Origin of the sequence: Lacrimispora amygdalina (assembly GCF_003432035.1) — a bacterium.
Taxonomy (GTDB): Bacteria; Bacillota; Clostridia; order Lachnospirales; family Lachnospiraceae; genus Lacrimispora; species Lacrimispora amygdalina.
The window spans coordinates 38380-59296 of the sequence record NZ_QOHO01000064.1; the positions used below are offsets into that span (position 1 = coordinate 38380).

Here is a 20917-nt window from a genome sequence, read left to right on the forward strand (position 1 = left end):
ATTATGTAACCATAATCCTATTTGGGAAACATCAAAGGAGAAGGGAGAATTAATATGAGAAATGATATTCTTGAATTAACAAATCCAATGGAAGAAAAAGAACTGGAGCAGATTTTGGGCGGTGGCGATGGTGTTATTAAAACAATCAGCCACGAATGTGCAATGAATACATGGCAGTTTATTTTTACATGCTGTTCATAAGGAGGGAAAAAAAATGAGAAATGATATTCTTGAATTAACAAATCCAATGGAAGAAAAAGAACTGGAACAGATTTTGGGCGGTGGTGACGGCGTGATCAAAACGATCAGCCATGAATGTGCAATGAATACATGGCAGTTTATTTTTACATGCTGCTCATAATACTATAAAACATATAATGCTCTCAAATAGGATTTATGAATAGGCCGCTTAGAAAAATATTTAATCTAAGCGGCCTATGTAATAAATAAAGTATTTTGGGAGAGAAGTCAAGCGGATATTACGGAGGGACCATATGGATAAAATATTTGGCAGATTATATATAGACTATATATTTCAATATATTATCAGGAAAGTAAAAGAAGAGGATAAGATTGACTTCAATGATAACGAATTTAAATCTTTGAAGGAACTGATCAAGCTGGAACTATTTAAAAGGAGTTTTAAATCTTTATTATATTGTATGAATGCATGCCGGGTGGATGGTAATCTGACAGGTGATACATCGGAAAATCGATATCTTTGGTTTTGTAATAACCAATATTGTATTGATGCAATGGAAAAGATGTTTCCATGCATGAAAGAACAGTTATATGAAGAAGTTAAAGGAAAATTCAGCTATATTTTAGAAATAATCAACTTATTTCAAAGAAATAAATCGGCCATATGTCAATACTTTTTTCATACGCAATCGGAGGATATTATAAACATAACAAATTCCGGGGATTGGCACAATGATAAGTGTGTGTTGGTAATAACTTTTGCATCAAAGAAAAAATTAGTTTTCAAGCCCTCCAAAGGGGATAACTTAAATTTTCTGAAGGGACTATTAAGTTACTTTTTTGAAGATGAATATACCAGACAGTATGACTGTATGTGCGAAAGTGAGGGAACATGGGTAAAATTTGTTGAACATGAGGAAATATATGACAAAAGCGAAGTAAATCAATTCTATTTTAACTATGGGAAACTCTTATTTGCTGCATATCTGTCAGGTATGAACGATATGCATTATGAAAATTTAATCGCTCATGGTAAATTTCCTGTAATTACAGATGTTGAAACAATTTTCTCTTCCTATCTGTTTTTTGATACGCACAAATTTGAATACGATGCGCAGTATAAAGCAGTGCAGCGATTATTATATGGGGTTATGGCTACTGGTCTGATCCCAATATTTTCTATGACAGAGTATTTCGGGGGTGATGTCAGTTGTTTATCAAATAAAGGTATAAAAATCGTTGCTGAAAAAGTAAAGAATGAGTATAGAGATGATATGTATATTTTTACGGAACCAAAAATGATTACGCAATATAATCATCTGCCAAATAAAGAAACAGACCCATTATTCTATGGAGATCAGATATTAAACGGGTTTGAACAAGCCGAAAAACTGTATAAGGAGAAAAAAGATGACATATTAAATTATATTCTGGACAATTTAACGAAGATTGAATCACGTATTATTCTCAATATGACCAAGGGGTATTCAAAAATAATAAGAATAAAGAGCGACCCCAGATATCGGAATAATCCGGAATTATTTTACGGATTACTGGAAAATTTAAAAAGAAGCAATCAATTTAATCAGGACGTTTACATGTATGAGGTACATGAATTATGCAAAAGTAATATACCTGGCTTTTATTGGAATATGTCTCTTAATTATGTCTATGGATATCATGGAAATACGAAAAAAAAGATATTGGACATGCATGAGTTCAGCCTGAAGAAAGCATACGATATTTTGGAGGCTCAGACAAATCCGAAGATGTTATCAAGACAAAAACAGCTTATTCGTGAATCAATTACATCGAGTATCGCTTTGGGGATTGAATATAAAGATATGAGGGTGAGCGATAAAAAAGAAATACGTTCAGAGAATAATAAACCACTGAGAGAAAATATTGATGACAACCGGATTGTTGGTGACGACGGTACAATCAGTTGGATCGGGCTTATGGTAAATGATAAGGAACAATTGGAATATGCGGTATTAGATTGGTCATTATATTCCGGATTGACAGGAATCGGTTATATGTATCTTTCTGAATATTTAATTAATAAAGATGAGTTTACAAAATCGATTATAGAGATGATTTATAATACAATTAAAACAGCTTATCATATGGGGATGTTTAACGATTATAATATTTCTTATTTCTGCGGTCTGACCGGAATCTATGCTTTTATAGCAAAAATTAAGGAGACCGGAATCATAAAATATGATGAAACAGACCTGTTTCTTAGGGAAATTAAAAAATTAGTGAAAAATAATATATCAAAAACAAACTGTTATGATACTTTATCAGGTCTGCACTCAGCAGTTATCTATTTTTTTGCCAGGTATGAGTCAGACGATTTTGCAAAAGAAATTCTACCGGCAATAGCGGAATATTTTATTTCTGATTTTGATACTGGTGTTATGGATAAAAATTTTAATTATGCCAGCTTTGCACATGGATATTCAGGTATTATGACATCCATTATGTGTATGAACAGAATTGCCAAACAGGAAGCGCTGATAACATTGGCACGAGGGTTATGGGAAAAGGAACAGCGGCTATATACAGGAAAGTATATGTGGAAGGACTTAAGGAGCAGTGAGGATACATATTCTCATTTTTGGTGTCATGGTTCTTGTGGAATCATGTATTCCCGTTTAATTTGGAAGAAATGGGGTTTTATAAATGATGGAATAATCGGAATGAGTGAATCAGACCTGGATAATCTTCTGGCTCAGTATAGAGAAGTAATCGAAAGCAAAGTTCTAAATTCTCAAAACTATTCTTTATGTCATGGAAATTTTGCTTTTATAGATTTCATCCTTTCGTATGAGAAGGTACTGGGAGAAAAACCTGAAAAGGAAAATTATATTATTCAGACCATGGAGGATGCACAAAAACAAGGATATAGTTGTATAGGAGCACCAGGCGCTATCAATGCGATTGGATTTATGGTAGGAGAATCTGGAATACAATATTTACTGAACCGTTATAAAAATTTGAAATTACCTTCTGTATTGGCAATAGAAAATATATAGAAAGGAGAAGTCAGTATGAAAGTTATCTTGCAGACAAATCAATCGGATTGTCTTCTTGCTTGTGCAGCGATGATTATGGATACATTTAAGTGCAGAATTCCAGTTTACCGGTTGGTGGAAAAGGTAGAATTGTCCATGGCCGGAAGCAATGTTCTGCAGTTAAAAGAGGCATTAGGAGAATATGGCTTTTCCGTAGAAGGTTATAAAGTTGAGAGCGAAAAATTCAACCAGACAATATTACCTATCATTGCATATGTAAATAACGGTCATTTTATTATTATCAATAAAGTAACCAAAAACAAATTTATTGGAATTGATCCGGCGATAGGAAGAATCGCTTATTCCCATGCAGAGTTTAAAAGTATCTATAGCGGTGTTGTTATAAAAATTACTAAAACCCGGAAACATGTAAAAAATGTGGTAGTAAAGCAGCGGGAGATATTAGGATTCTTAAACAATACTAAATTAATAACGATTTTATTTGGACTGTTAATTACTTCAATTTTTACTCAAATTGTAGCTATGAGCTATTCATATATGTATTCTGCAGGTAAGAACGACTCTTACTTAAATCTGTCCTTAATATTAATTGCTGCGGTTGTCCTATTAGGGACAGGCAGTATGATCCAGGGCTTCTTAACAAAAAAATTTAATATATTATATGAACAGATATACGGTAACAGACTCGTTGATAAACTTATAAGTAAAAACTACAAGTTCTTTACATTCAGAAGCAATGGTGACTTATTATATCGTATCAACGCAAGAGGAATGATAAAAGACGCCCTGCTATTCAAAATAGTCCCATCTTTTATAGCACTATGTACCATTATTGTAGTTCAAGTCGCTTTGTTTCAGAAGAGTTTATTTTTGGGGGGACTTTTTCTGACTGCTAATATTTTATATTTGATATTTTATATAGGGATTAGTAAACTAATATATATGGAGAGCAATAAATATACACAAAAATTGATTAAACTCAATACAACAAGTGAAAATATAATCAGGACAATCTCAACTATTAAGGTTTTGGATGTCGGCAACATTTTCATGAAAAAATGGCATAATGAAAATGAAGAACAGACAGAGCGTTACGGTCAGTTAGTCATTTTGCAAAGCATTCAAAGTGTATTAACAAATATCTATACATATGTTGTTCCCATAGTAATTAGTATCATAAACATAGTTTGCAACAGAAATACTGATATTTTCAGCCAGATGGCATTATTACCACTGCTATATTTAGTAGTTCAAAATGTAATAACAATCGGACAGGCTTTTAATTCTTTATATACCGTACTGCCAAATATAGATAAAACAAATGAATTATTAGATGAAAATTTTATGCAGGACAATGAGCGTAAAGTTTCCAATTTGAATAATGATGAGGAAATACATGTCGAAAATATGTCATATTACTACGGTAATTTTAAATGTCTTGAAAATGTAAATTTACAGATTAAAAAGGGCAGGAGGTATGCGGTTATAGGAATATCCGGAAGCGGAAAGTCCACATTATTAAAGGTTTTAGCAAATCTTTTTAATGATTATAAAGGTGAAGTAATATTTGATTCTGCTAATGAGGATAAGCCAGTATATCTTGACCAGGACACATCTATTCTGGACAGCAGTATATTAGAAAATGTATTATTCGGCCAGCAATGTACAAATGAAAGACTGGCCAGCATCAGCCAGGCTACAGGATTAGAGGATATTATTAACAGACTACCGCAAAAATGGGCAACTGAGATATCAAAAGGAAAAAACCTGTCCCGTGGTCAGGAACAACGGATTTGTCTGGCAAGATGCCTGATTAAAGATGCCAGAATATATTTACTTGATGAAGCAACAAGTAATATTGATGTTATTGATGAAGAAAAGATCATGAATAATCTGATTGGTCCAAATGGTATTTTAGAAGGTAAGACTGTGTTTATCTCCACACATAAATTAAGTATGATAAATTATGCTGACGAGATAATATATATAAAGGAAGGGACCGTATATCAGGGAACCCATGAACAGCTGTTGCAGAGGTTTCCTTCTTATGAAAACTTCTTTGAATAATTATTTGTTACTGATCAGATGAGTGTCGTAGTTGTGCTCATTTTAACTGTCATAAAGCTTCTTCGTTTTCTGTCAATTTTTTTGTATTGCACATGGCGGGCAGTGCCCCGCCATGTTATTACCATATTTTCATAAACTCATCGAGAGCAGAAAGTGCTCCTGTCATCACAGTATCCCAAATCAATCAGTCCTCAATATCCAACAACCGGGTATTGGTTCCCCGCTCAATTCTTCCAGTATCTCTTTTGGTGTCTCCTCCTCCCACTCAGAAGGCGGACGGGAGCAGTTAATATACTCTTTGTAGACCGGTAAGTTCGGAACATCAGGATTGAGTGTCCCCATCAGGTAATCGCACCGCATGGCTGACTCTCTTATAAATTCAATATCAGCAGTGTTAATCTCATCTATGTACAGCAGCCGTACTGACCACCCAGGGTTTTCTGCCACTTCTTCTTGTCGCCATAGCCTAAACATAGATGACCTTATCCCCTCCTGAAGTATGAAAGAGAATGTGCGGGATCTTATCGTCTTTGGTTCCGTTGCCGTTGTACTCAGTCAGGATGCCGAAATCATCTATATGCCCAGATCCTTATTGATGATACTCTTCTCAGCAGTACCAGTATCCTTTGCTGCTATTATGTGCAGCTTCTTAGGACTCTCCGCAACCTTAAGCATGAACTTAAAAAGACCGACTGTCGTTTTACCCGCAGCCGTTGTCCCTTCAAGAAATTCCACTGGGAGTGTTAACTCATTACCGGCGAAGACTTTATAGCTGCATCCGCCTCAGCCTGTATGCGGCTGTTTATACTGGCTCTATCTGCTCTGCAGTCTTTTGATGATTTACTCAATTTATCCCTCCTCCGGCAAATATTAGATCATTCTGTTAAAATTATATTTCTGTTTTTCTCAACAATTATGTAACACCAATATAAGCAACTAATATAATGCTAGTAAAACAAGTGCTTTTAAAAAGTTGATTTTATGAGGAGTCAAAATTATGGATATTAAATCTGTTATTGCTTATCGTATTGATGATACTATTAACGTTTTAGTTTTAGCTGACCTACCGCGTCCGTGTGACTATGCCAGAATTTATGGCACATATCCGGGAAATATATATCATGTTGCGGATCCCGGCAAAGCAGAAGTATTTATTGAATTTTATGAGAGCCCCGAATCATGTTCTACAGTTATTCAACCATGGTTATCAAGTGTGCAAATAAAAGACACTGCTTATAACGAAGTGGACGTCTTTGTTGATGGTGAAAGCGTAATGTCTGTTCCAATATTTAATTATTCTATGCCCCAACCCACGACTTTCTATCTAAGATAAGTTCATCGGTCAAAGTTCAACCACAACGTCTCCACCCTCGAAAGACTATTCTGAGCTCTGGCCGGAATCTGTATTTTCCTCCAGCCCTTCAGATACTTTTTATACAGCCACAGTCATATCCGGAAAGCATGATCTTAGCCTTACTGTGAATACTTGTATCCAGCAGCTCCTCATGATCCTCGTCAGACATTTCATGCCGGTACTGCTTCCTGCCTCGTGTAGACCATACATAAGGCGGATCCAGGTAGATCAACACATTTTCGTGATCAAAGGCCCTAATCAGCTCCAGCGTCGACTTATTCTCAATCTGTACTTCTTTCAACCTGATCGCCATTTCTGCCACTTCCGAAAGACGGTTCCAATTTCTTAGCGCATAGGCTGCTTCCCTGCTTGAACAGCTTTCCTGTGACTTTAATTTGCGATTCTTCTGCGCTTTTGGCAATTGGTATCTCCAAAGATAATGTGCAGTATTTGCACGATCATGCAAATCCAGTTAATATTGGAGGCAAAACACCAGAGCAGGTTGCTATTTATGTTGCTGTTTGGACACTTTTATAACTAATTAACATGCTGATTACATTCATGGGCTGTTGCAAAAGTAGACGAATAATTTACCGGAGCAACAGTTACATTTTGTGTCTCTAAACAAAAAGATAGAAAAAAATCAGGTTGAAATCAATGCAGTAGAATTTCGACCCTGATTTTATCCATAGAAGGAAATTATTTACCAATTAAATTATTAGTGTAATCCTCCATATTATAAAGTGCTGTTTTAAAATCTCCATCTTTTATGTACGTTACCGTTACAGTCTTATTATCAGAAGATAATTTTAAATCACTAAATTCTGTATTAACTAATTCCGTACCCATAAATTTATTAATAGTCCATTCTTTAAAAGCTTGAGAATCTGAAGGAAACATATTATCTATTACAATTCTGTAAATAATTTCCTTGTCATTATTTGTTTCGGTAAAGACATAAAAGTTATACGTTCCATTGGAAACTATATGTTTATTAAAAACATTGTTCGAACCTCTTCTATTTACCATGTAAACATCATCATATTTAAAAGCATAAATAGAAAAGCCATGTTCACTGTCCCCTTCCATGAAATTTGGCGTCATAGCTAGCTATTATGATGTATTTAAAAGCTAATATACATACTTTTCCTTTCTTTTATTTTTGTGGCTATAATACATTCAGATTCTACGGAATTTAGATTCTTATATATGGTTAACTGCTTGATGGGCTGTATTGCAAGAGCTTTGTTTAAATTATTTATAGTCTTAGATGTGCAGGTACTTTAAAATATACACGGCGCATTTTTTCTGATGTTTCCTATGCTATTTAAGTAACTTCGAGACATACAATTTCCATTAATTTTCTCAAAAGCCAATAGTCTTTATTAATACATCAAACGCACCAAAAGTAATATATTACATTTTATTCCACTTTCTCTAATTATGATATTATACTCTCTATGCTTATCCTTTTCAATGATAAGTGATCAATTAGGTAATCAGATTGATTAATTTTCCCAAAAACAAAACCATGTCGACAGTAAGATGTTAACGAGCAGCCCTGGTATTATATATGAGGTACATCAGTGCCACATGAAAAGATAGCGTATTAAATTCCAATCTTCAATAGTCCTAATCTAGCCAAAATACGCTGCGCCGTTTCACGGAAAAGGCAGAATAGTGGAAGAAGGGTAGGATTTATTTTAAGCAGGCGAAAGCTTGCAAATTCAGCAGTACCTATAAGGGATTAATTGATAAGCTATATGATTATTTCTTTAGGGATAATGCTGCTACCATGGAAACGTACTTTAATACCTGGATGGAGTGGAGAGAAAAGGAGACAAGCGTTAGTAGAAAGACACTTAAGGAAAACCGTTTTATGTGGAATTCTTTACTGAGAGATCAGGAAATCACGTTAATTCCCTTAAAGGACCTGACAGCAAAGGATCTGATTGTCTATTTCAGGAACATAACAAAAGGCCGACAAATGACTAGAAAACGTTTCAATGATCTAAAAAGTATTATGAATGGCAGCCTGTATCATAGGTGAATTGAAGGGGTTAAGATGGGATGATGTTTCTGGTAACTTTCTACACATTCAACGCTTTGTTGATGATAAAAATGAAATCATTGAAGATATAAAAGGTCATGCAAGTGAAGGGAAACGTTATATGCCGCTGAAACTGAAAGCCAATGAAATACTGAAGCAGATTTACTCTCTGAATTCAGAAAGCCATTATATCTTCATCCGTAACGGTCAGCCCCTGGCAACAGTTACCTTTAACCGTCGCTTAAAGAAATGCTGTGAGGAATAGGCATTGAATACCGTTCCTCCCACAAGCTCCGTTTCTCCACCGCCTCCATCATGTACAAGAACGGAAAGGAGGACACCGAGCTACAGAAGCTCCTGGACATACCAGTCTCACCATGACGCACCACTATCTCCGCAACATCACTTCCCAGGAAGAAACAGCATCAAAAATGAGGGCAATCCTGGATTAACAGCCCTCAAAAACACCAAAAATGCCCACGCAAACAAGCGCAAACACCAGATACACAAAGTAAAAACCCCAGAAACCCTTATTTTATCAGGTTTCTGAGGCTTTCATAAGAGAGGCGACAACCAGATTTGAACTGGGAAAAGTAAAATACCGCTAAAGCCAGTAAGTACCGAGATTCCTTATAAACACTAGGTTTCTCGGTATTATTATGTTATTCTATTGGATAAATATTAACCCCCGAAAATGACTATTTATCTACCTGTGCAACACGAAATGCAACACGAAGAATACTGCCAGCTCCTATCTGGGAATTTATAGAATCGCTTGACTATTCGAACATATGTTCTTATAATGATATAAAGGAGGTGGTTATAATGAAAGCAAAATGCGAGCTTGATCCAGACATCAACAAATGTCCACACTATGAACCGGTAGAACAGGAATGTAACTCAGATAATAGCTGCTGCGGATTTTACAGAATACCAAACGCAGAAAGCATCCCTAAGTATTTTAGGCAACCACGATGGTACGAGCAATACTATAAAAAACGATAATACAAGGCGTGTGACATAAAACTTACATTTTTTAAATTCAGACAGTAAACTAATATATATCAATAAGAAAAAGAGGATAATATTAATGCAATGTAATGCAAAGATGAAAACGGCATATGAAATACCACAATTATATATATAGTTATTCTACTAATAATATGTACTATATATAGTGGCACAACATTATTTTTATCGGATTTTTACTAATATAAAAAAATCAACAAAAAATCAATTCGCAAATTGTATAAAGATCCGATTGTTTTTTTGTGCATAATATCATATAATATAGATGTAGGATAATTATATAATATCTTATAATTTAAAGGAGGTGAAACGATGTTATATAATGCAAGCGATATAGCACAATATATTATAACAAAATGTTGCATATTGTCCAAGCCAATCAGTAATTTGAAACTACAAAAAATGCTTTATTTTATTTGGGTCGATTATTACAAAAAGACATCGTCACCGTTATTTCTAGACGACATATGCGCTTGGCAACTTGGGCCAGTAGTACCCGATGTCTATTATGACTACTGTTCTTATGGGGGGCGTTCTATTTGCAACATTTACGAAACATCCATTAGGGAGAATGATGCTTCAATTATTGATGAGTTTATTAATGATTATGTAGATGTTCCTGCAAGCGTATTGGTAAACAAAACTCATAAGCCTGGTACTGCTTGGGATATTATATTTAATCATGGACTTGGTAATAGAGATACAATACCATTTTCATTAATAAAAGAAAAAGAATGTATAGGATAGGTATTATATGCTCGCCGAAGAAAGACAAAAAAGACAAGAGAATTTAATAGATAAAATTCAAGTATTATCAAAGAATTTATTCGAAAACGAGACTGAAATCAGAAGAATGGCGCTTAAACTTAAAGAAGTTTATTCTTCTGATTTTCGTCATAGTTATTCAGAATTTTTTCCTGCTATTCTTGATATTAATCAAAGTAGCGATGGTAATTTAGATTTTTTAGCTGAAAATTTGGAAAGATTGCGCAATTATGTAGAAGAAGATTTCATAACTGGCAAAAATGAATTTACTGAAATGCATAAGAGTTTTGATAAACTATGCGATCACCTTAATCTTGAAATAAGCAGGGTTAGATACTCTTCTCAAAATGATGAGAAGACTAATGATCTTTCAAGGCGTTTAGAAACTGCACGTGAAGAAATGAATACATCTACTAAAAAGTTGTCTAAAGCTTCAAAAAAAGCTGAATCTATTCAGACAGAACTTATATCTGTAGTCAGTGTTTTTTCAGCTATAGTTATCTCATTCTCTGGTAGTCTTAGTTTTATCGGTAGTGCAATTAATGGCATTCGTGATACATACATTTGTAAGATGATACTAACCTTATTAATATGTGGATTTATACTATTTAATACTACATTTTTATTAATGTATTTAGTTGGAAAAATTATAGGACGCAGTATTTTAGCTGATTGCGAATCTGAAAAATGTGACTGTAAAAATGGCGAAAAACCTAAATGCGCAGAATTAAAGAAAATCAGAAAAAGGTTACCATATGTATTTTATTTTAACATAGTAATTATTCTTTTCACTATCATTGATATTTTAGTATGGTTAGGCGATAAAGAGCTATTTTAAGGCGACAAAAAGAAATTATTGTCGCCTTAATTTTTATAATTCAACATATTTTAAAACTACTTAATAATACTCGGTACAATAAATCAATTCTTGACAGGTATCATCTGCTTATATTTCTCCAATATACTGCGCTCCATCATGATCTGACACATACAGGGCACACTCCAGATCATGTCCCGCTCTGGGTTCAAAATAATACCATTTGCCATCTATCTCCTGCCAACCAGTAACGGCATATCCGTCCGGATTGAAATAGTACTTATGGCCATTGATAACCTGCCAGCAGGATTTATAGTAACTGGTTTTCGTATCAGCATACCACCAGCCATTTTTATCATGATTCCACCCATGGGTATATTCTGCAGGAACTGCCAGTACTGCCTTAAAATCTTCCCATGTGTGCTGTGTATGGTTATAGACATAAGGGTTCGGGCAGATCTTTCCGGTCACATCATAATGCCGAATTACATGATCTGCAGGTATGTTATACTTTGCCATCAGCTCCATGGTCAGTTTAACAGCTGCCTGTACCGTTGCGTCCTCAAAATACCAGTCTCGGCTTGTATCTGCTTTGCTGCGTTTATTCCGGACACACATTTCAATACCGATGCTATTCGAGTTCCTGCACTCAGGATGCACATATTTTTTCGCCCCACAGTGCCAGGCAATGTTCTGATCCTCTACGGACTGCCAAACGGATCCATCAAAGTCAACGTAATAATGCGCACTAGCGCTCCGATCGGCACCGGCATACCACTTGCAGTTTGCCTCAGCTCCGCCAGTTGCTCCTACATAATGGATCACGATATACTTGATACGATCCACGGTACCCTCATTATGATTATAGGGTGTAAGTAATTTATTGATCTGCATATTATTTTCCTTTCCAAAAAAGGACCCAGGATTAACCCAGGTCCGTAAAGTTGTAATATCACAACCGTTGCGACGGTCGCAACAGATTAAGTGTTATCCGGCAACTCGTCCGTGTACTGTGTAAGGAATTTCTTCACAGTCTCCCACAACCGCTTCACCGGCAGACCGCACAGAGTCATGTTTTTAAGAATACTCACCAACTCATATGCTATGTACAGTAGTCCGAAGAACTCCGCCACTCCAATGGCATTAACTGGTAGATATGAACGGATCGCTTCTGGAATGAAGCCGATCAGATTAAGATGTACAATCCGATCAAGTATCAGTAGGAACGCCAGGGACGCCACCATAGAGATCTTCCGGATCGCTCCATCAATGCCGAAACAGCTGTTAAATTCATGCTCCTTAATCGCTCTAATGCAGCCGAAGCAGGTGTCCATCACCACTGCCAAAATAACCAGTTTAATAATCGGGCTACCCCATGCCAGGGCAAGCAGTTCTGTAATTCTATCCATTTTTATTTTCCTCATTCTTTCTCATATTCTTTTCCGGTGATCTCCTGATACTCAGCTGCCGTGATCCATTTATCTACTGCATTAACCACCCAGCTTAAGGGCCATAATTTAGCATCATAAAATCGCTTTACCTTTTCAAAGTTTTTACTCATGATTACACCTCCGCTGTTACATCATTTATCATTTGCAGGTAGGCTATTTGAGCACTTAATTTCTGAACTTGCTTTTGCGAATCTTCATACTGTTTCTGTATCAACATAAGAGTTTTATAATCTACAAAGGGATAACAAATATACCCATTAAATATTTTGTTACCTTCTTCATCAAGCTTATAAAGAAATTCCCCTGTCTTTTTATCTCTTGCGTTACTTCCATCTTCATTAAATAACAACTCGTATTGCGGTTCGTATTTGTAGCCATAGATACAGGCATCACATAGGCTTCCAAAAAGATCGGATCTTGTTTGCTCTGTTTCAAAGATCTGTTTGTAGCCTACTACTTCTTTGTCTAATCCGATAATTTCATATTGTTCATTTACATAAATTTTCATAGCTGGTCTCCTAACTAAGCCAAATTCGATATATTGCCCCATTTAAAACGTCAAATGATAGATACATAGCCCCATCTACTTGTTGTGCTGATACATTCAAACTAATCACATAATTTCCAGGCTGATTATTAGTAACGTCGACGATCGATAACATGTTGTCGGAACTAGAAGTAAGCTGCCATAATCTAATTTGTTTATAGACGCCGGCGTTAGTATTTGTATACCCTTCAATGTTCAACCAATTAAAACCTCTTAAGTTTAAATAATCAGTTTCAATTCTAGCAGCTCCTGCAATTGAAATTTGACCCGAATCGAAAGTAACTGTGCCTTTTGTTGTTAGTTTATACCAATTTTTAATGTTATTCCCTCTCAAATACAAATCCGTAGCCGTTGGAACATATCCCTCAAAAGTACCAACAACACCTGCAACATTCACTCCTTTTTTAATGTTAGACGCTACAAAATTGGCATTATAGCCTCTGACCCAGCTTACCCCGTTGTTATAATAACCATTTCTAATACCTAAAAAATAGTTGCCATCACCAAAATTAGAATAATTTGTAGCCCACATATGGTCTGTATTAGCTATTTCGGGATTCTGAAGCGGTATACTTCCCTGCACACCGCATATATTTTGGTCGGCGCGCATTTTCCAAGCTTCGACACCTAGAGCTGCGGCAACCTCTGGGCGAGTCATATAGACCCAAGGAGTCAGCGAGCCTTCATCGTAATACCCTTTGGGAATATAATAATAAAGTCCCTGCTGATTTAATCCTGTGCCTGATCCATGTACTGCGCTTCCTCGTTTTGGCATAGTACCAATTGCAGGTTCACCATCTTTATCGACCGTTACTTTTCCGGCCAGCACATCTTCAGTTCCAGCCGTTACCACATCCAGATCAGCCCCTCCCCCGCCTCCGGGCATCCATATCTTTCCCATGTATTACACTCCTTTCAAGCCGATCTTAATATCTGTTACCGGCTTTTTGTATACTTTAAAGGTTGCTGTCCCATCACCCAGAGATGCAACTCCACTTGTCACAATACCAAAAGCTTTACTATAAGCCTTTTGGACGGTCTCTGTGGCACCATCTGCCAAGGCACTTACAACCATAGCCTCCGAGTCTTGCGTCGCTCCTGATACCGTCACTGTTTGTGTGAAAGGCGCTGCGCTACCGGTCCACCCTGAAGCCGTCAGGGTTATTTCAGTCACATGGTTAAGCCGGTTAACAGCTTCATTGGTTGAGTTAATATCATTGGCCCCGAACTTATCGCCCTTCTGGGTGTACGTTGTTTCGTCCGGAAGACTGTAAGTTCCATCTTCATTTGGGATCAGGCGGTACCGGCGCTGGCCATCAAACATGGCATCCTTATAATCTGTTTTTAGTTCCATTTAAAAAGTACCTCCATTTAGTGTAAAAGATAATGTTTTTCTGCCGTGATAGCGGCTTTGTATATTACTGTAGATCAACCGGCTGGCTTCTTCAATTCGATTCAGTTCCTTCCAATCAATAAAGGGCTGATTATCATAAAAGGTTTGACGGTCACCGATTTTAAATGGGTAGGTACCATTACAAATATGGTCCACATTAGCCTCAAACCGGTTGATCTCATCCGCGTAGAATCCATAGTCCTCATAGGTCTTATCAGATCCCATATCCTCAAACTCAAAATCCGGCCAGAGCAGAAGTGCCTGTGACCGGATTTCATTTATGTTTCCTTTTATGCGGTTGTAGTCCTCTATATTAAAGAAGTCACTTTCCTTCCAGTTAGTCTTTGGCAGCTGCCACATTGCTCATGTCCCTCCTTGCCTTTATGGTGCCGCTTAAGGCTCCATTAAATTTTAAAGAATGTTCATATACCCGCAGGAGCAGATCAGGGACATATTTGTTTTCCAGAAATGCGATGTCGTTCGCCTCTATCCTGGGTTCTCCACGATACTGAAGATCATACTGCCGATCTGACTTTAGATAGTCACCAATCCAGTCCGCAATATTTGCGGCATGGACTGCATCAGATACCAGAGGATTTTCCCATGTTTCCATACTGCCGGTTGGGTTAAGTTGGCGGCTTATTTTAGTTTTAACAGTTGTACACTCTCGACCAGATATGGATACCTCAACGGTCCCTGTAACCCCTGTAATCTCCACCGTGGCAAAATAATTGCTGCTATCTATAATAGTTGCCATCTGCCCCTCTCTTGGCGCTGTCAGCGTACAGGACAAGTCATACGATGGATTGGTAAAGTAAAAGTTATACCGGTTATCTGCAGCCGTTACCATAATCGATTCTTTCGCCAGTTCCTTTTTTTCTCCCGCCTGATTGTAAAGCGTTCTGATTACCTGCAGCTCCCTAACCTTGGCAAGCTGTGTTCCCTTTGGCGTTTTGGTCAATTCATGACCGTACTCAAAAACATAATCGGTTCTGTCCCCAAAAGTGATATTATTTAAGACTATCCGGTTATTCGGAAATTCCTTAGTAAACTCCAAGATCAGCCTGTCAAACTCCTCAAATTCATGGCTAATGACCGATATTGCAGTCAGATCTGTTACTGTGTAATCTTCCACCGGTTGTCCGTCATGGTAGGCGTGAAAGACCATTTCCAAAGGATTATTACTGCCAAACTCCAAAGTCAACCCGAAGCATTTGAATGAAGCTTCCAGGTTAATTTCTACAATTGGATTGACTGCAAAGGATCCATCACTTCCTGCTACTGCTTCTGAGACATATCCGGCATTTAGGTAGATTGCACCTTCTTCCTGCCTTGGCAGAAAATACTGTATAGGGGTTGCGCTTGTATAGTTTTGTGTTGTCATTGCATACGGCTTCTTTGTCGATTTATCCAGGACGGATCCTGCACGACTGAAATAAGTCTCATTATTTGAACTTGCCTCCATAACCGGAATGAAGCTGGATTTTAGAAAAATATTTCCCTCTCTGTCCTGGTAAAGAATACACCGGCCAGCATTGGCAATCAGCTGCAGGGCTTCCTTGTGTGCGACAACCGGCATCGGATTTACCACTTTCACAGACTTTAAATAGCTGTCAATCCAGTAGGTCCGGTTATCAATTCCCGCATCGGAAAGCACATCAAGTGCCAGGTCATACAGACTGATCCCTTCCGGGCGATACAGACCTCTGTGATAAGTTCCGTCCATATAGTCGAACCGATCAGAGGCGGAAAAAGTCATTTCCTCATCATCTGCAGACCATTCCTTTAACTGTACCTTTGCTCCTGGTAGCCACTCCACGGATCCATCATCAAGCTCCTGTCCATATAGGACCGTTATGTCTTGGCCAATCTCCAGGAAGTTTACGGAGCTTTCTTCATTCTCAATATCAAAGGCTCTGTCTTTATTGTTTACGGACAGATTAAAGTCTATGGTCGGCAGCTCCTCCATGATCGGACTGATATGCTCCTTTTTCGTGGCAGACAGGATCCTCTGATTATCAAAGTAGATCCCGATTCCCATAGTGATCTTATGGATCCGGAACCGACCTTGACCGTTTAGCATTCGGGAGGGCGTAAAGCGCAGGAATGTTGCTCCTGCAAAAATCTCCTCTGTTACAAAATGCCCTGCAGTATTCCCGGTAATCTCCACCGTGTTGTTTTCAGATTCTATAACAAAATCCACCGGATAGGCTTTTCCAAATTCTACAGTCAAACCCTTAATATCATGCTGGACTGGGAACCGGATTTCCACCGGCCCCATAAGTTCCTTTGACACAATCCCTTGATTTAACACCACATCCGCCCTGGCTCTTGGAAGGAAGTACATGCTGCCATCTACCGGCGTGTAATCCTGATCACAGGTAGCATAAAGCTCCTGGACCTCATAATTGTCTAAAGGCCGCTTGAAACTGGAATAATAAGTATAGTTCTCATGATCGGGTATGTATGCACTGGCCTGCGCCTCCTGGTTGATCAGACCAATGGTAACCCGGATATAGGTCTGATTGCGCAAGCGATCTTTTGACTTCATGTGGTCCTTGTATTGGGTGCTCACTGCCTGCATTATTCTATCACCCCGCAGTCAATAATATTTACTTTACAATCCTGATACATAGTGGGAAGTCCTTCCTTATCAAACTCAATGGGCGTGGCCGTCCGATTCCCTGGATACATTCGGATTGTCATCATGCGATTATGTACCATATCCGGAATTCTTGCTGTGACCACAAACTTATCAAACTCCTGCAGCATAGCGGCCCAGGTGGCAGCGTCTAAAAACTTCCACTGTAATCCCTCAAATTTATGCTGATCTCTTCCCACTTTTTGCCCAACAAACTCACCCAGTGCGTTTTTCCCGTCACTTACATTTGTTGCGACAACCAGATTACTTCCAATGTCGGGAGACGGAAACTCCCGACCATTAATTGTTATTACTGCGATATAGCACCGCCTCCTTTACGTTGGTCTCATTGTGTAACCGCTTCTCTTATCCAGATCGGCAAGTTTGCTTTTAATCTCTCGGATATCAATATTTACAGTCAGATCCATGGCTTCTATCAGATCAACAATCTTTTGAAGTAAATCTACCATAAGGGTCAGATAATGATCGGACATGGACTCTGTCGGCATAGTCATAACCTGATTCGCCATATTTTGAACCTGGTCTGCTGTTCCTGTACTGCGCCCTGTGGTTCCGATCAGAGACAGCTGCGGGGTAGCATTGTTGACAATGGCACTTATGCTGGAGGCTAATGGAGCGATGGCAGATCTCATACCGTACTGAACCGCTCTTGTAATACCTTCTGTAATCTGCATATTATTAGCAACAGCTGCTTTACCGCCCCAGTTTCCAACCATTTCCGGATTGCCGTTTTCGTTGGCAATAAATAAACTGCCAGAAGTCGGGAATCCGCCGGTTGCATGGCCTTTCACACCTGGACCACTGTTTACATGGCCTTTCGTGCTACCTGGACCAGAAGAGCTTTCTTTTTCTTCCTTTTCCCCTGCTTCACTCTCCGCATCCTCTTTGGCATTTTTAAATAGATTCTTCGCCCCGTCGACAACCGAATTAAACGCTTTTCCTACTTCATCAGCGATCCCACTTAGCCAGCTTTTAATGCTTTCCCATATCTCCTGCATACCACCCCAGAACTTATTCATTACATCTTTGCCAATCTGAGTCATTTCATCAAGCTTAAACACATCTTTGATCTTCTGCCAGATCTGATCAAACCACTCCTTAATGGCATTCCATTTTTCCTCAATCGTTTGCTTTACGCTGTCCCAGATCTCTGACAATTTATCTCTTATGGCTTCAGAAGCTTTTGTAATATTATCCTGTATGGAGGTCCAAATATTTGACACAAAGGTTTTTATGCCATTCCAAATGAGTTCCCAGACAGATTTTATAACACCGAGGACAATCTGTATTACAGAGTCAATAACATCCATTACTGTAGATACGATATCCTTCATAGCATCCCAGATACCGCCAAAGAATGTTTTTATTCCTTCCCATGCCAGATTCCAGTCACCGGTGAAAACTCCAATTATAAAATCCATAAGACCACTTAAAGCTGTTAATATATCCCCTACAACTGTACTTACACCTTCAAAGAAACGGAAAAATCCGTCTATCACATTCTGGATAAACTCTGCAATGATTGGAGTTGCCGCTTCCATGAACCAAAGAATAAAGGGCTTTAACACGTTTTCCCAAAGCACAGTTATTGCATCTGCCACTTTTCCTGCAAACTCCATGAACTTATCAATCAGAGGGGATAAATATTCCTCTCGAAACGCCTGAAACTGTACGGATAGATCTGTAATGATTGGAAGGAAGTAGGTATTGTAAAGCTCCAGGAGCTTTGTTGCTATCTCTGTAAACCCCTGCTTAAACGAATCCAGCATTGGCTTGATATGAGTGTCATAGGTTTCGTTGATTTTAGTAAATGCTTCATCAACAATTGATTTTATTTCAGAGAAAATAGGCTCTACTGCAGAAAATGTATCTTCAAGAGTCTGTTTAATAAGATCCCTGTTCTGGATAAATGGAGCTGTAATCAAGTCCAGAACATCTCTACCCAGCTTTCCGGCCAGCTCCGTCACACCCATAAAGGCACTCGAAAAAATGCCTATAATATCTGCCGTGATCTGCTTTGCACTGTCACTGCGAAAGGCTGAGAAAATCGTTGCAAATGCCACATTGAAATTACCTACAATGTCGGTGATCTCCGCGCCGATATCAAACATAGATACCAGATAATCCTTAATCCGCTGGCTGTTCTGTTCTAAGAACTTATCAATCCCACCCAGTAAATTATCTGCAAGCGTTGCCCCTATAGAAGCCATGCTTCCTGCAATCTTTCCAAAATTTACTGCTAACCTGTTTCCAAATTCCTCAGCAGAAGCTAAAACCGTTGGATCTGTAAATATCCCTTTTAGGCTCTGTCCGATACCTTGTATGGACTTCTGAATGCTGTCAATGACTGATGTGTCTCCAAAACCGATACTAAAACCAGTCTTAAATAGATCTTTCAGTTCTCGCGCTCTATCAATTAACGCCTGGTATTTGTTACTGGCTTCCTCAACACCGGTGGTATCCACTGCTCCCATATCAAACTCATCCGCAGCGTAACCGCCAACCCCTCCAGCAACACCAGAGCTGTCAGAGCCAGTATCCGGACTTATGACATTCAATTCATCAATACCGGTGGACATACCCTTAATATCCTTGGCTGCTTTCTTTGCAGCCCCACCGGTTCCGCCTATTGCTCCAGAGGCATTATCAGCCGCATTGGTAACAGCTTCCATACCAGAAACAGCTGCAGCCGAAGCACCACTGGAACCTTTCTTTCCAGATATCAGCTCCGTAAATGATTTAAAGGCGTTGGCCAGACTCATCAGCTTCCCGATAATAGTGTTAATTACCTTTATCACCGGAGTAAGTACATTGATAAGCCCCTGGCCAATGGTGGCTTTTAACGAATCGAACTGAAGTTTTAATACCCGGACCTGATTAGCCCAGCTGTCACTTGTACGGGTAAAATCTCCGGTAGCAAGGGCCAGCTGATCTTGTACGAACTTATATCGCAACGCCACCTTTTCTGCCTCTGACATTTTAGCCGTTACCTTGCCGTAACCATTAGCAAGGGCATAGCTGTCAAGGGCATTCTGGGTCATTACGATACCCAGATCCTTAAGCGTTTCTGTTTCACCAGTGAACACGGATTTCAGCTTCGTATAAGCCTCGTCCTGTGAAAGGTTGTAAAAGGATGCCACATCTCCGGCCAGACCGGTCAGGGTAGTGGACATATCATAAGCAGCACTTTCTGAAAATCCGAAAGCTTTCGCCATGGCTCCAAAGGTACCTGTAAACCTCTTAGCCATAGTCTCTGATAATCCAAAGGACGTTATGGCATTCTTGGCAAACTGGTCGATCTGCTTATTCATGTTAGGAAAGGTTACATCAACTACGTTCTGCACCTCAGCAAGGTCAGACCCCAGCTTTACGCACTGAGCTCCAAAGTCAACAATCTTCTTAACAGCAAAAGCGGCCGCCAGAGCCTTTGCTGCTTTTGAAGCAAGACCTTGAATACCAGCCATCTGTCTATTGAAATTATTTTGATTAACTACAAGGTCAAGACCAATCTGACCCACGCTTTCAGCCATTGTTCACTCA

General features: G+C 38.5%; 23 protein-coding genes. 9 read left to right on the forward strand and 14 right to left on the reverse strand.

Features of this window, described 5'->3' with window-relative positions:
• Positions 1–54: 54 nt before the first annotated feature.
• The 4 genes from DS742_RS19080 to DS742_RS19095 all read left to right on the forward strand — a co-directional run bounded on the left by DS742_RS19080 (position 55) and on the right by DS742_RS19095 (position 5309).
• Positions 55–201: a lacticin 481 family lantibiotic gene (locus tag DS742_RS19080; protein ID WP_117418566.1), complete on the forward strand. Its 147-nt coding sequence runs from the start codon at positions 55–57 to the stop codon at positions 199–201.
• Positions 202–214: 13 nt separating this feature from the next.
• Positions 215–361, forward strand: a complete 147-nt coding sequence (locus tag DS742_RS19085; protein ID WP_117418566.1) for a lacticin 481 family lantibiotic — start codon at positions 215–217, stop codon at positions 359–361.
• Between the two features lie 133 nt (positions 362–494).
• Positions 495–3242 (forward strand): type 2 lanthipeptide synthetase LanM family protein, encoded by a 2748-nt coding sequence (locus tag DS742_RS19090; RefSeq protein WP_117418567.1) that lies wholly within the window; start codon positions 495–497, stop codon positions 3240–3242.
• A 15-nt stretch (positions 3243–3257) separates the two neighbouring features.
• Positions 3258–5309 (forward strand): peptidase domain-containing ABC transporter, encoded by a 2052-nt coding sequence (locus DS742_RS19095; protein ID WP_117418568.1) that lies wholly within the window; start codon positions 3258–3260, stop codon positions 5307–5309.
• Positions 5310–5489: 180 nt separating this feature from the next.
• Here DS742_RS19095 and DS742_RS29935 read toward each other — a convergent pair whose 3' ends face one another.
• Entirely contained in the window at positions 5490–5783 is a 294-nt protein-coding gene (locus DS742_RS29935) for a hypothetical protein (protein WP_341457664.1), read from the reverse strand.
• 99 nt (positions 5784–5882) lie between these two features.
• On the reverse strand, positions 5883–6044 hold the full coding sequence (locus DS742_RS29940) for a hypothetical protein (protein ID WP_341457665.1): 162 nt from the start codon (positions 6042–6044) through the stop codon (positions 5883–5885).
• Positions 6045–6306: 262 nt separating this feature from the next.
• Here DS742_RS29940 and DS742_RS19105 point away from each other — a divergent pair, with 262 nt between their 5' ends.
• Positions 6307–6642: a hypothetical protein gene (locus tag DS742_RS19105; RefSeq protein ID WP_117418569.1), complete on the forward strand. Its 336-nt coding sequence runs from the start codon at positions 6307–6309 to the stop codon at positions 6640–6642.
• 88 nt (positions 6643–6730) lie between these two features.
• Here the strand turns inward: DS742_RS19105 and DS742_RS19110 are convergent, their stop codons facing one another.
• Both DS742_RS19110 and DS742_RS19115 read right to left on the reverse strand, forming a co-directional pair.
• On the reverse strand, positions 6731–7084 hold the full coding sequence (locus tag DS742_RS19110; protein WP_242996620.1) for a DNA adenine methylase: 354 nt from the start codon (positions 7082–7084) through the stop codon (positions 6731–6733).
• Positions 7085–7362: 278 nt separating this feature from the next.
• Positions 7363–7752: a hypothetical protein gene (locus DS742_RS19115; RefSeq protein WP_117418570.1), complete on the reverse strand. Its 390-nt coding sequence runs from the start codon at positions 7750–7752 to the stop codon at positions 7363–7365.
• Positions 7753–8458: 706 nt separating this feature from the next.
• Here DS742_RS19115 and DS742_RS19120 point away from each other — a divergent pair.
• From DS742_RS19120 to DS742_RS19140, 4 genes are all read left to right on the forward strand, one after another.
• Positions 8459–8713 carry a hypothetical protein gene (locus DS742_RS19120; RefSeq protein WP_117418571.1) on the forward strand — a complete coding sequence of 85 codons (255 nt, stop codon included), beginning with the start codon at positions 8459–8461 and terminating at the stop codon, positions 8711–8713.
• Complete coding sequence (locus DS742_RS19125; RefSeq protein ID WP_117418572.1) at positions 8691–8978, forward strand: tyrosine-type recombinase/integrase; 288 nt, start codon at positions 8691–8693, stop codon at positions 8976–8978. The genes DS742_RS19120 and DS742_RS19125 overlap by 23 nt, the downstream gene beginning before the upstream one ends.
• 1076 nt (positions 8979–10054) lie before the next feature.
• A complete protein-coding gene (locus DS742_RS19135) occupies positions 10055–10489 on the forward strand; it encodes a Panacea domain-containing protein (RefSeq protein WP_117418574.1) in 435 nt (144 codons plus the stop codon).
• 7 nt (positions 10490–10496) lie between these two features.
• Positions 10497–11345 carry a hypothetical protein gene (locus DS742_RS19140; protein ID WP_117418575.1) on the forward strand — a complete coding sequence of 283 codons (849 nt, stop codon included), beginning with the start codon at positions 10497–10499 and terminating at the stop codon, positions 11343–11345.
• A gap of 108 nt (positions 11346–11453) precedes the next feature.
• Here the strand turns inward: DS742_RS19140 and DS742_RS19145 are convergent, their stop codons facing one another.
• From DS742_RS19145 to DS742_RS19190, 10 genes are all read right to left on the reverse strand, one after another.
• On the reverse strand, positions 11454–12218 hold the full coding sequence (locus tag DS742_RS19145; protein WP_117418576.1) for a peptidoglycan recognition protein family protein: 765 nt from the start codon (positions 12216–12218) through the stop codon (positions 11454–11456).
• An 86-nt stretch (positions 12219–12304) separates the two neighbouring features.
• Positions 12305–12733, reverse strand: a complete 429-nt coding sequence (locus tag DS742_RS19150) for a phage holin family protein (protein WP_117418627.1) — start codon at positions 12731–12733, stop codon at positions 12305–12307.
• An 11-nt stretch (positions 12734–12744) separates the two neighbouring features.
• Positions 12745–12885: an XkdX family protein gene (locus tag DS742_RS19155; RefSeq protein ID WP_117418577.1), complete on the reverse strand. Its 141-nt coding sequence runs from the start codon at positions 12883–12885 to the stop codon at positions 12745–12747.
• Positions 12886–12887: 2 nt separating this feature from the next.
• Positions 12888–13283: a hypothetical protein gene (locus tag DS742_RS19160; RefSeq protein ID WP_117418578.1), complete on the reverse strand. Its 396-nt coding sequence runs from the start codon at positions 13281–13283 to the stop codon at positions 12888–12890.
• Positions 13284–13293: 10 nt separating this feature from the next.
• The gene (locus DS742_RS19165; RefSeq protein WP_117418579.1) at positions 13294–14223 is read right to left on the reverse strand and encodes a hypothetical protein; all 930 of its coding nucleotides are present in this window, start codon (positions 14221–14223) and stop codon (positions 13294–13296) included.
• A gap of 3 nt (positions 14224–14226) precedes the next feature.
• On the reverse strand, positions 14227–14676 hold the full coding sequence (locus tag DS742_RS19170; protein ID WP_117418580.1) for a hypothetical protein: 450 nt from the start codon (positions 14674–14676) through the stop codon (positions 14227–14229).
• Positions 14677–15075, reverse strand: coding sequence for a hypothetical protein (locus DS742_RS19175; protein ID WP_117418581.1), 399 nt, complete (start codon positions 15073–15075; stop codon positions 14677–14679).
• On the reverse strand, positions 15053–17299 hold the full coding sequence (locus DS742_RS19180; protein WP_117418582.1) for a hypothetical protein: 2247 nt from the start codon (positions 17297–17299) through the stop codon (positions 15053–15055). Before DS742_RS19180 ends, DS742_RS19175 begins: the two co-directional genes overlap by 23 nt.
• A complete protein-coding gene (locus DS742_RS19185; protein ID WP_242996622.1) occupies positions 17299–17556 on the reverse strand; it encodes a hypothetical protein in 258 nt (85 codons plus the stop codon). Before DS742_RS19185 ends, DS742_RS19180 begins: the two co-directional genes overlap by 1 nt.
• Positions 17557–17691: 135 nt before the next feature.
• Positions 17692–20907, reverse strand: coding sequence for a phage tail protein (locus DS742_RS19190; RefSeq protein WP_117418584.1), 3216 nt, complete (start codon positions 20905–20907; stop codon positions 17692–17694).
• Positions 20908–20917 lie beyond the last annotated feature (10 nt).

Coding starts and splice junctions, on each gene's coding strand:
- DS742_RS19080 (WP_117418566.1), top strand. CDS start 55: ATGAGAAATGATATTCTTGAATTAACAAATCCAATGGAAGAAAAAGAA.
- DS742_RS19085 (WP_117418566.1), top strand. CDS start 215: ATGAGAAATGATATTCTTGAATTAACAAATCCAATGGAAGAAAAAGAA.
- DS742_RS19090 (WP_117418567.1), top strand. CDS start 495: ATGGATAAAATATTTGGCAGATTATATATAGACTATATATTTCAATAT.
- DS742_RS19095 (WP_117418568.1), top strand. CDS start 3,258: ATGAAAGTTATCTTGCAGACAAATCAATCGGATTGTCTTCTTGCTTGT.
- DS742_RS29935 (WP_341457664.1), bottom strand. CDS start 5,783: ATGTTTAGGCTATGGCGACAAGAAGAAGTGGCAGAAAACCCTGGGTGG.
- DS742_RS19105 (WP_117418569.1), top strand. CDS start 6,307: ATGGATATTAAATCTGTTATTGCTTATCGTATTGATGATACTATTAAC.
- DS742_RS19115 (WP_117418570.1), bottom strand. CDS start 7,752: ATGGAAGGGGACAGTGAACATGGCTTTTCTATTTATGCTTTTAAATAT.
- DS742_RS19120 (WP_117418571.1), top strand. CDS start 8,459: ATGGAAACGTACTTTAATACCTGGATGGAGTGGAGAGAAAAGGAGACA.
- DS742_RS19125 (WP_117418572.1), top strand. CDS start 8,691: ATGGCAGCCTGTATCATAGGTGAATTGAAGGGGTTAAGATGGGATGAT.
- DS742_RS19135 (WP_117418574.1), top strand. CDS start 10,055: ATGTTATATAATGCAAGCGATATAGCACAATATATTATAACAAAATGT.
- DS742_RS19140 (WP_117418575.1), top strand. CDS start 10,497: ATGCTCGCCGAAGAAAGACAAAAAAGACAAGAGAATTTAATAGATAAA.
- DS742_RS19145 (WP_117418576.1), bottom strand. CDS start 12,218: ATGCAGATCAATAAATTACTTACACCCTATAATCATAATGAGGGTACC.
- DS742_RS19150 (WP_117418627.1), bottom strand. CDS start 12,733: ATGGATAGAATTACAGAACTGCTTGCCCTGGCATGGGGTAGCCCGATT.
- DS742_RS19155 (WP_117418577.1), bottom strand. CDS start 12,885: ATGAGTAAAAACTTTGAAAAGGTAAAGCGATTTTATGATGCTAAATTA.
- DS742_RS19160 (WP_117418578.1), bottom strand. CDS start 13,283: ATGAAAATTTATGTAAATGAACAATATGAAATTATCGGATTAGACAAA.
- DS742_RS19165 (WP_117418579.1), bottom strand. CDS start 14,223: ATGGGAAAGATATGGATGCCCGGAGGCGGGGGAGGGGCTGATCTGGAT.
- DS742_RS19170 (WP_117418580.1), bottom strand. CDS start 14,676: ATGGAACTAAAAACAGATTATAAGGATGCCATGTTTGATGGCCAGCGC.
- DS742_RS19175 (WP_117418581.1), bottom strand. CDS start 15,075: ATGTGGCAGCTGCCAAAGACTAACTGGAAGGAAAGTGACTTCTTTAAT.
- DS742_RS19180 (WP_117418582.1), bottom strand. CDS start 17,299: ATGCAGGCAGTGAGCACCCAATACAAGGACCACATGAAGTCAAAAGAT.
- DS742_RS19190 (WP_117418584.1), bottom strand. CDS start 20,907: ATGGCTGAAAGCGTGGGTCAGATTGGTCTTGACCTTGTAGTTAATCAA.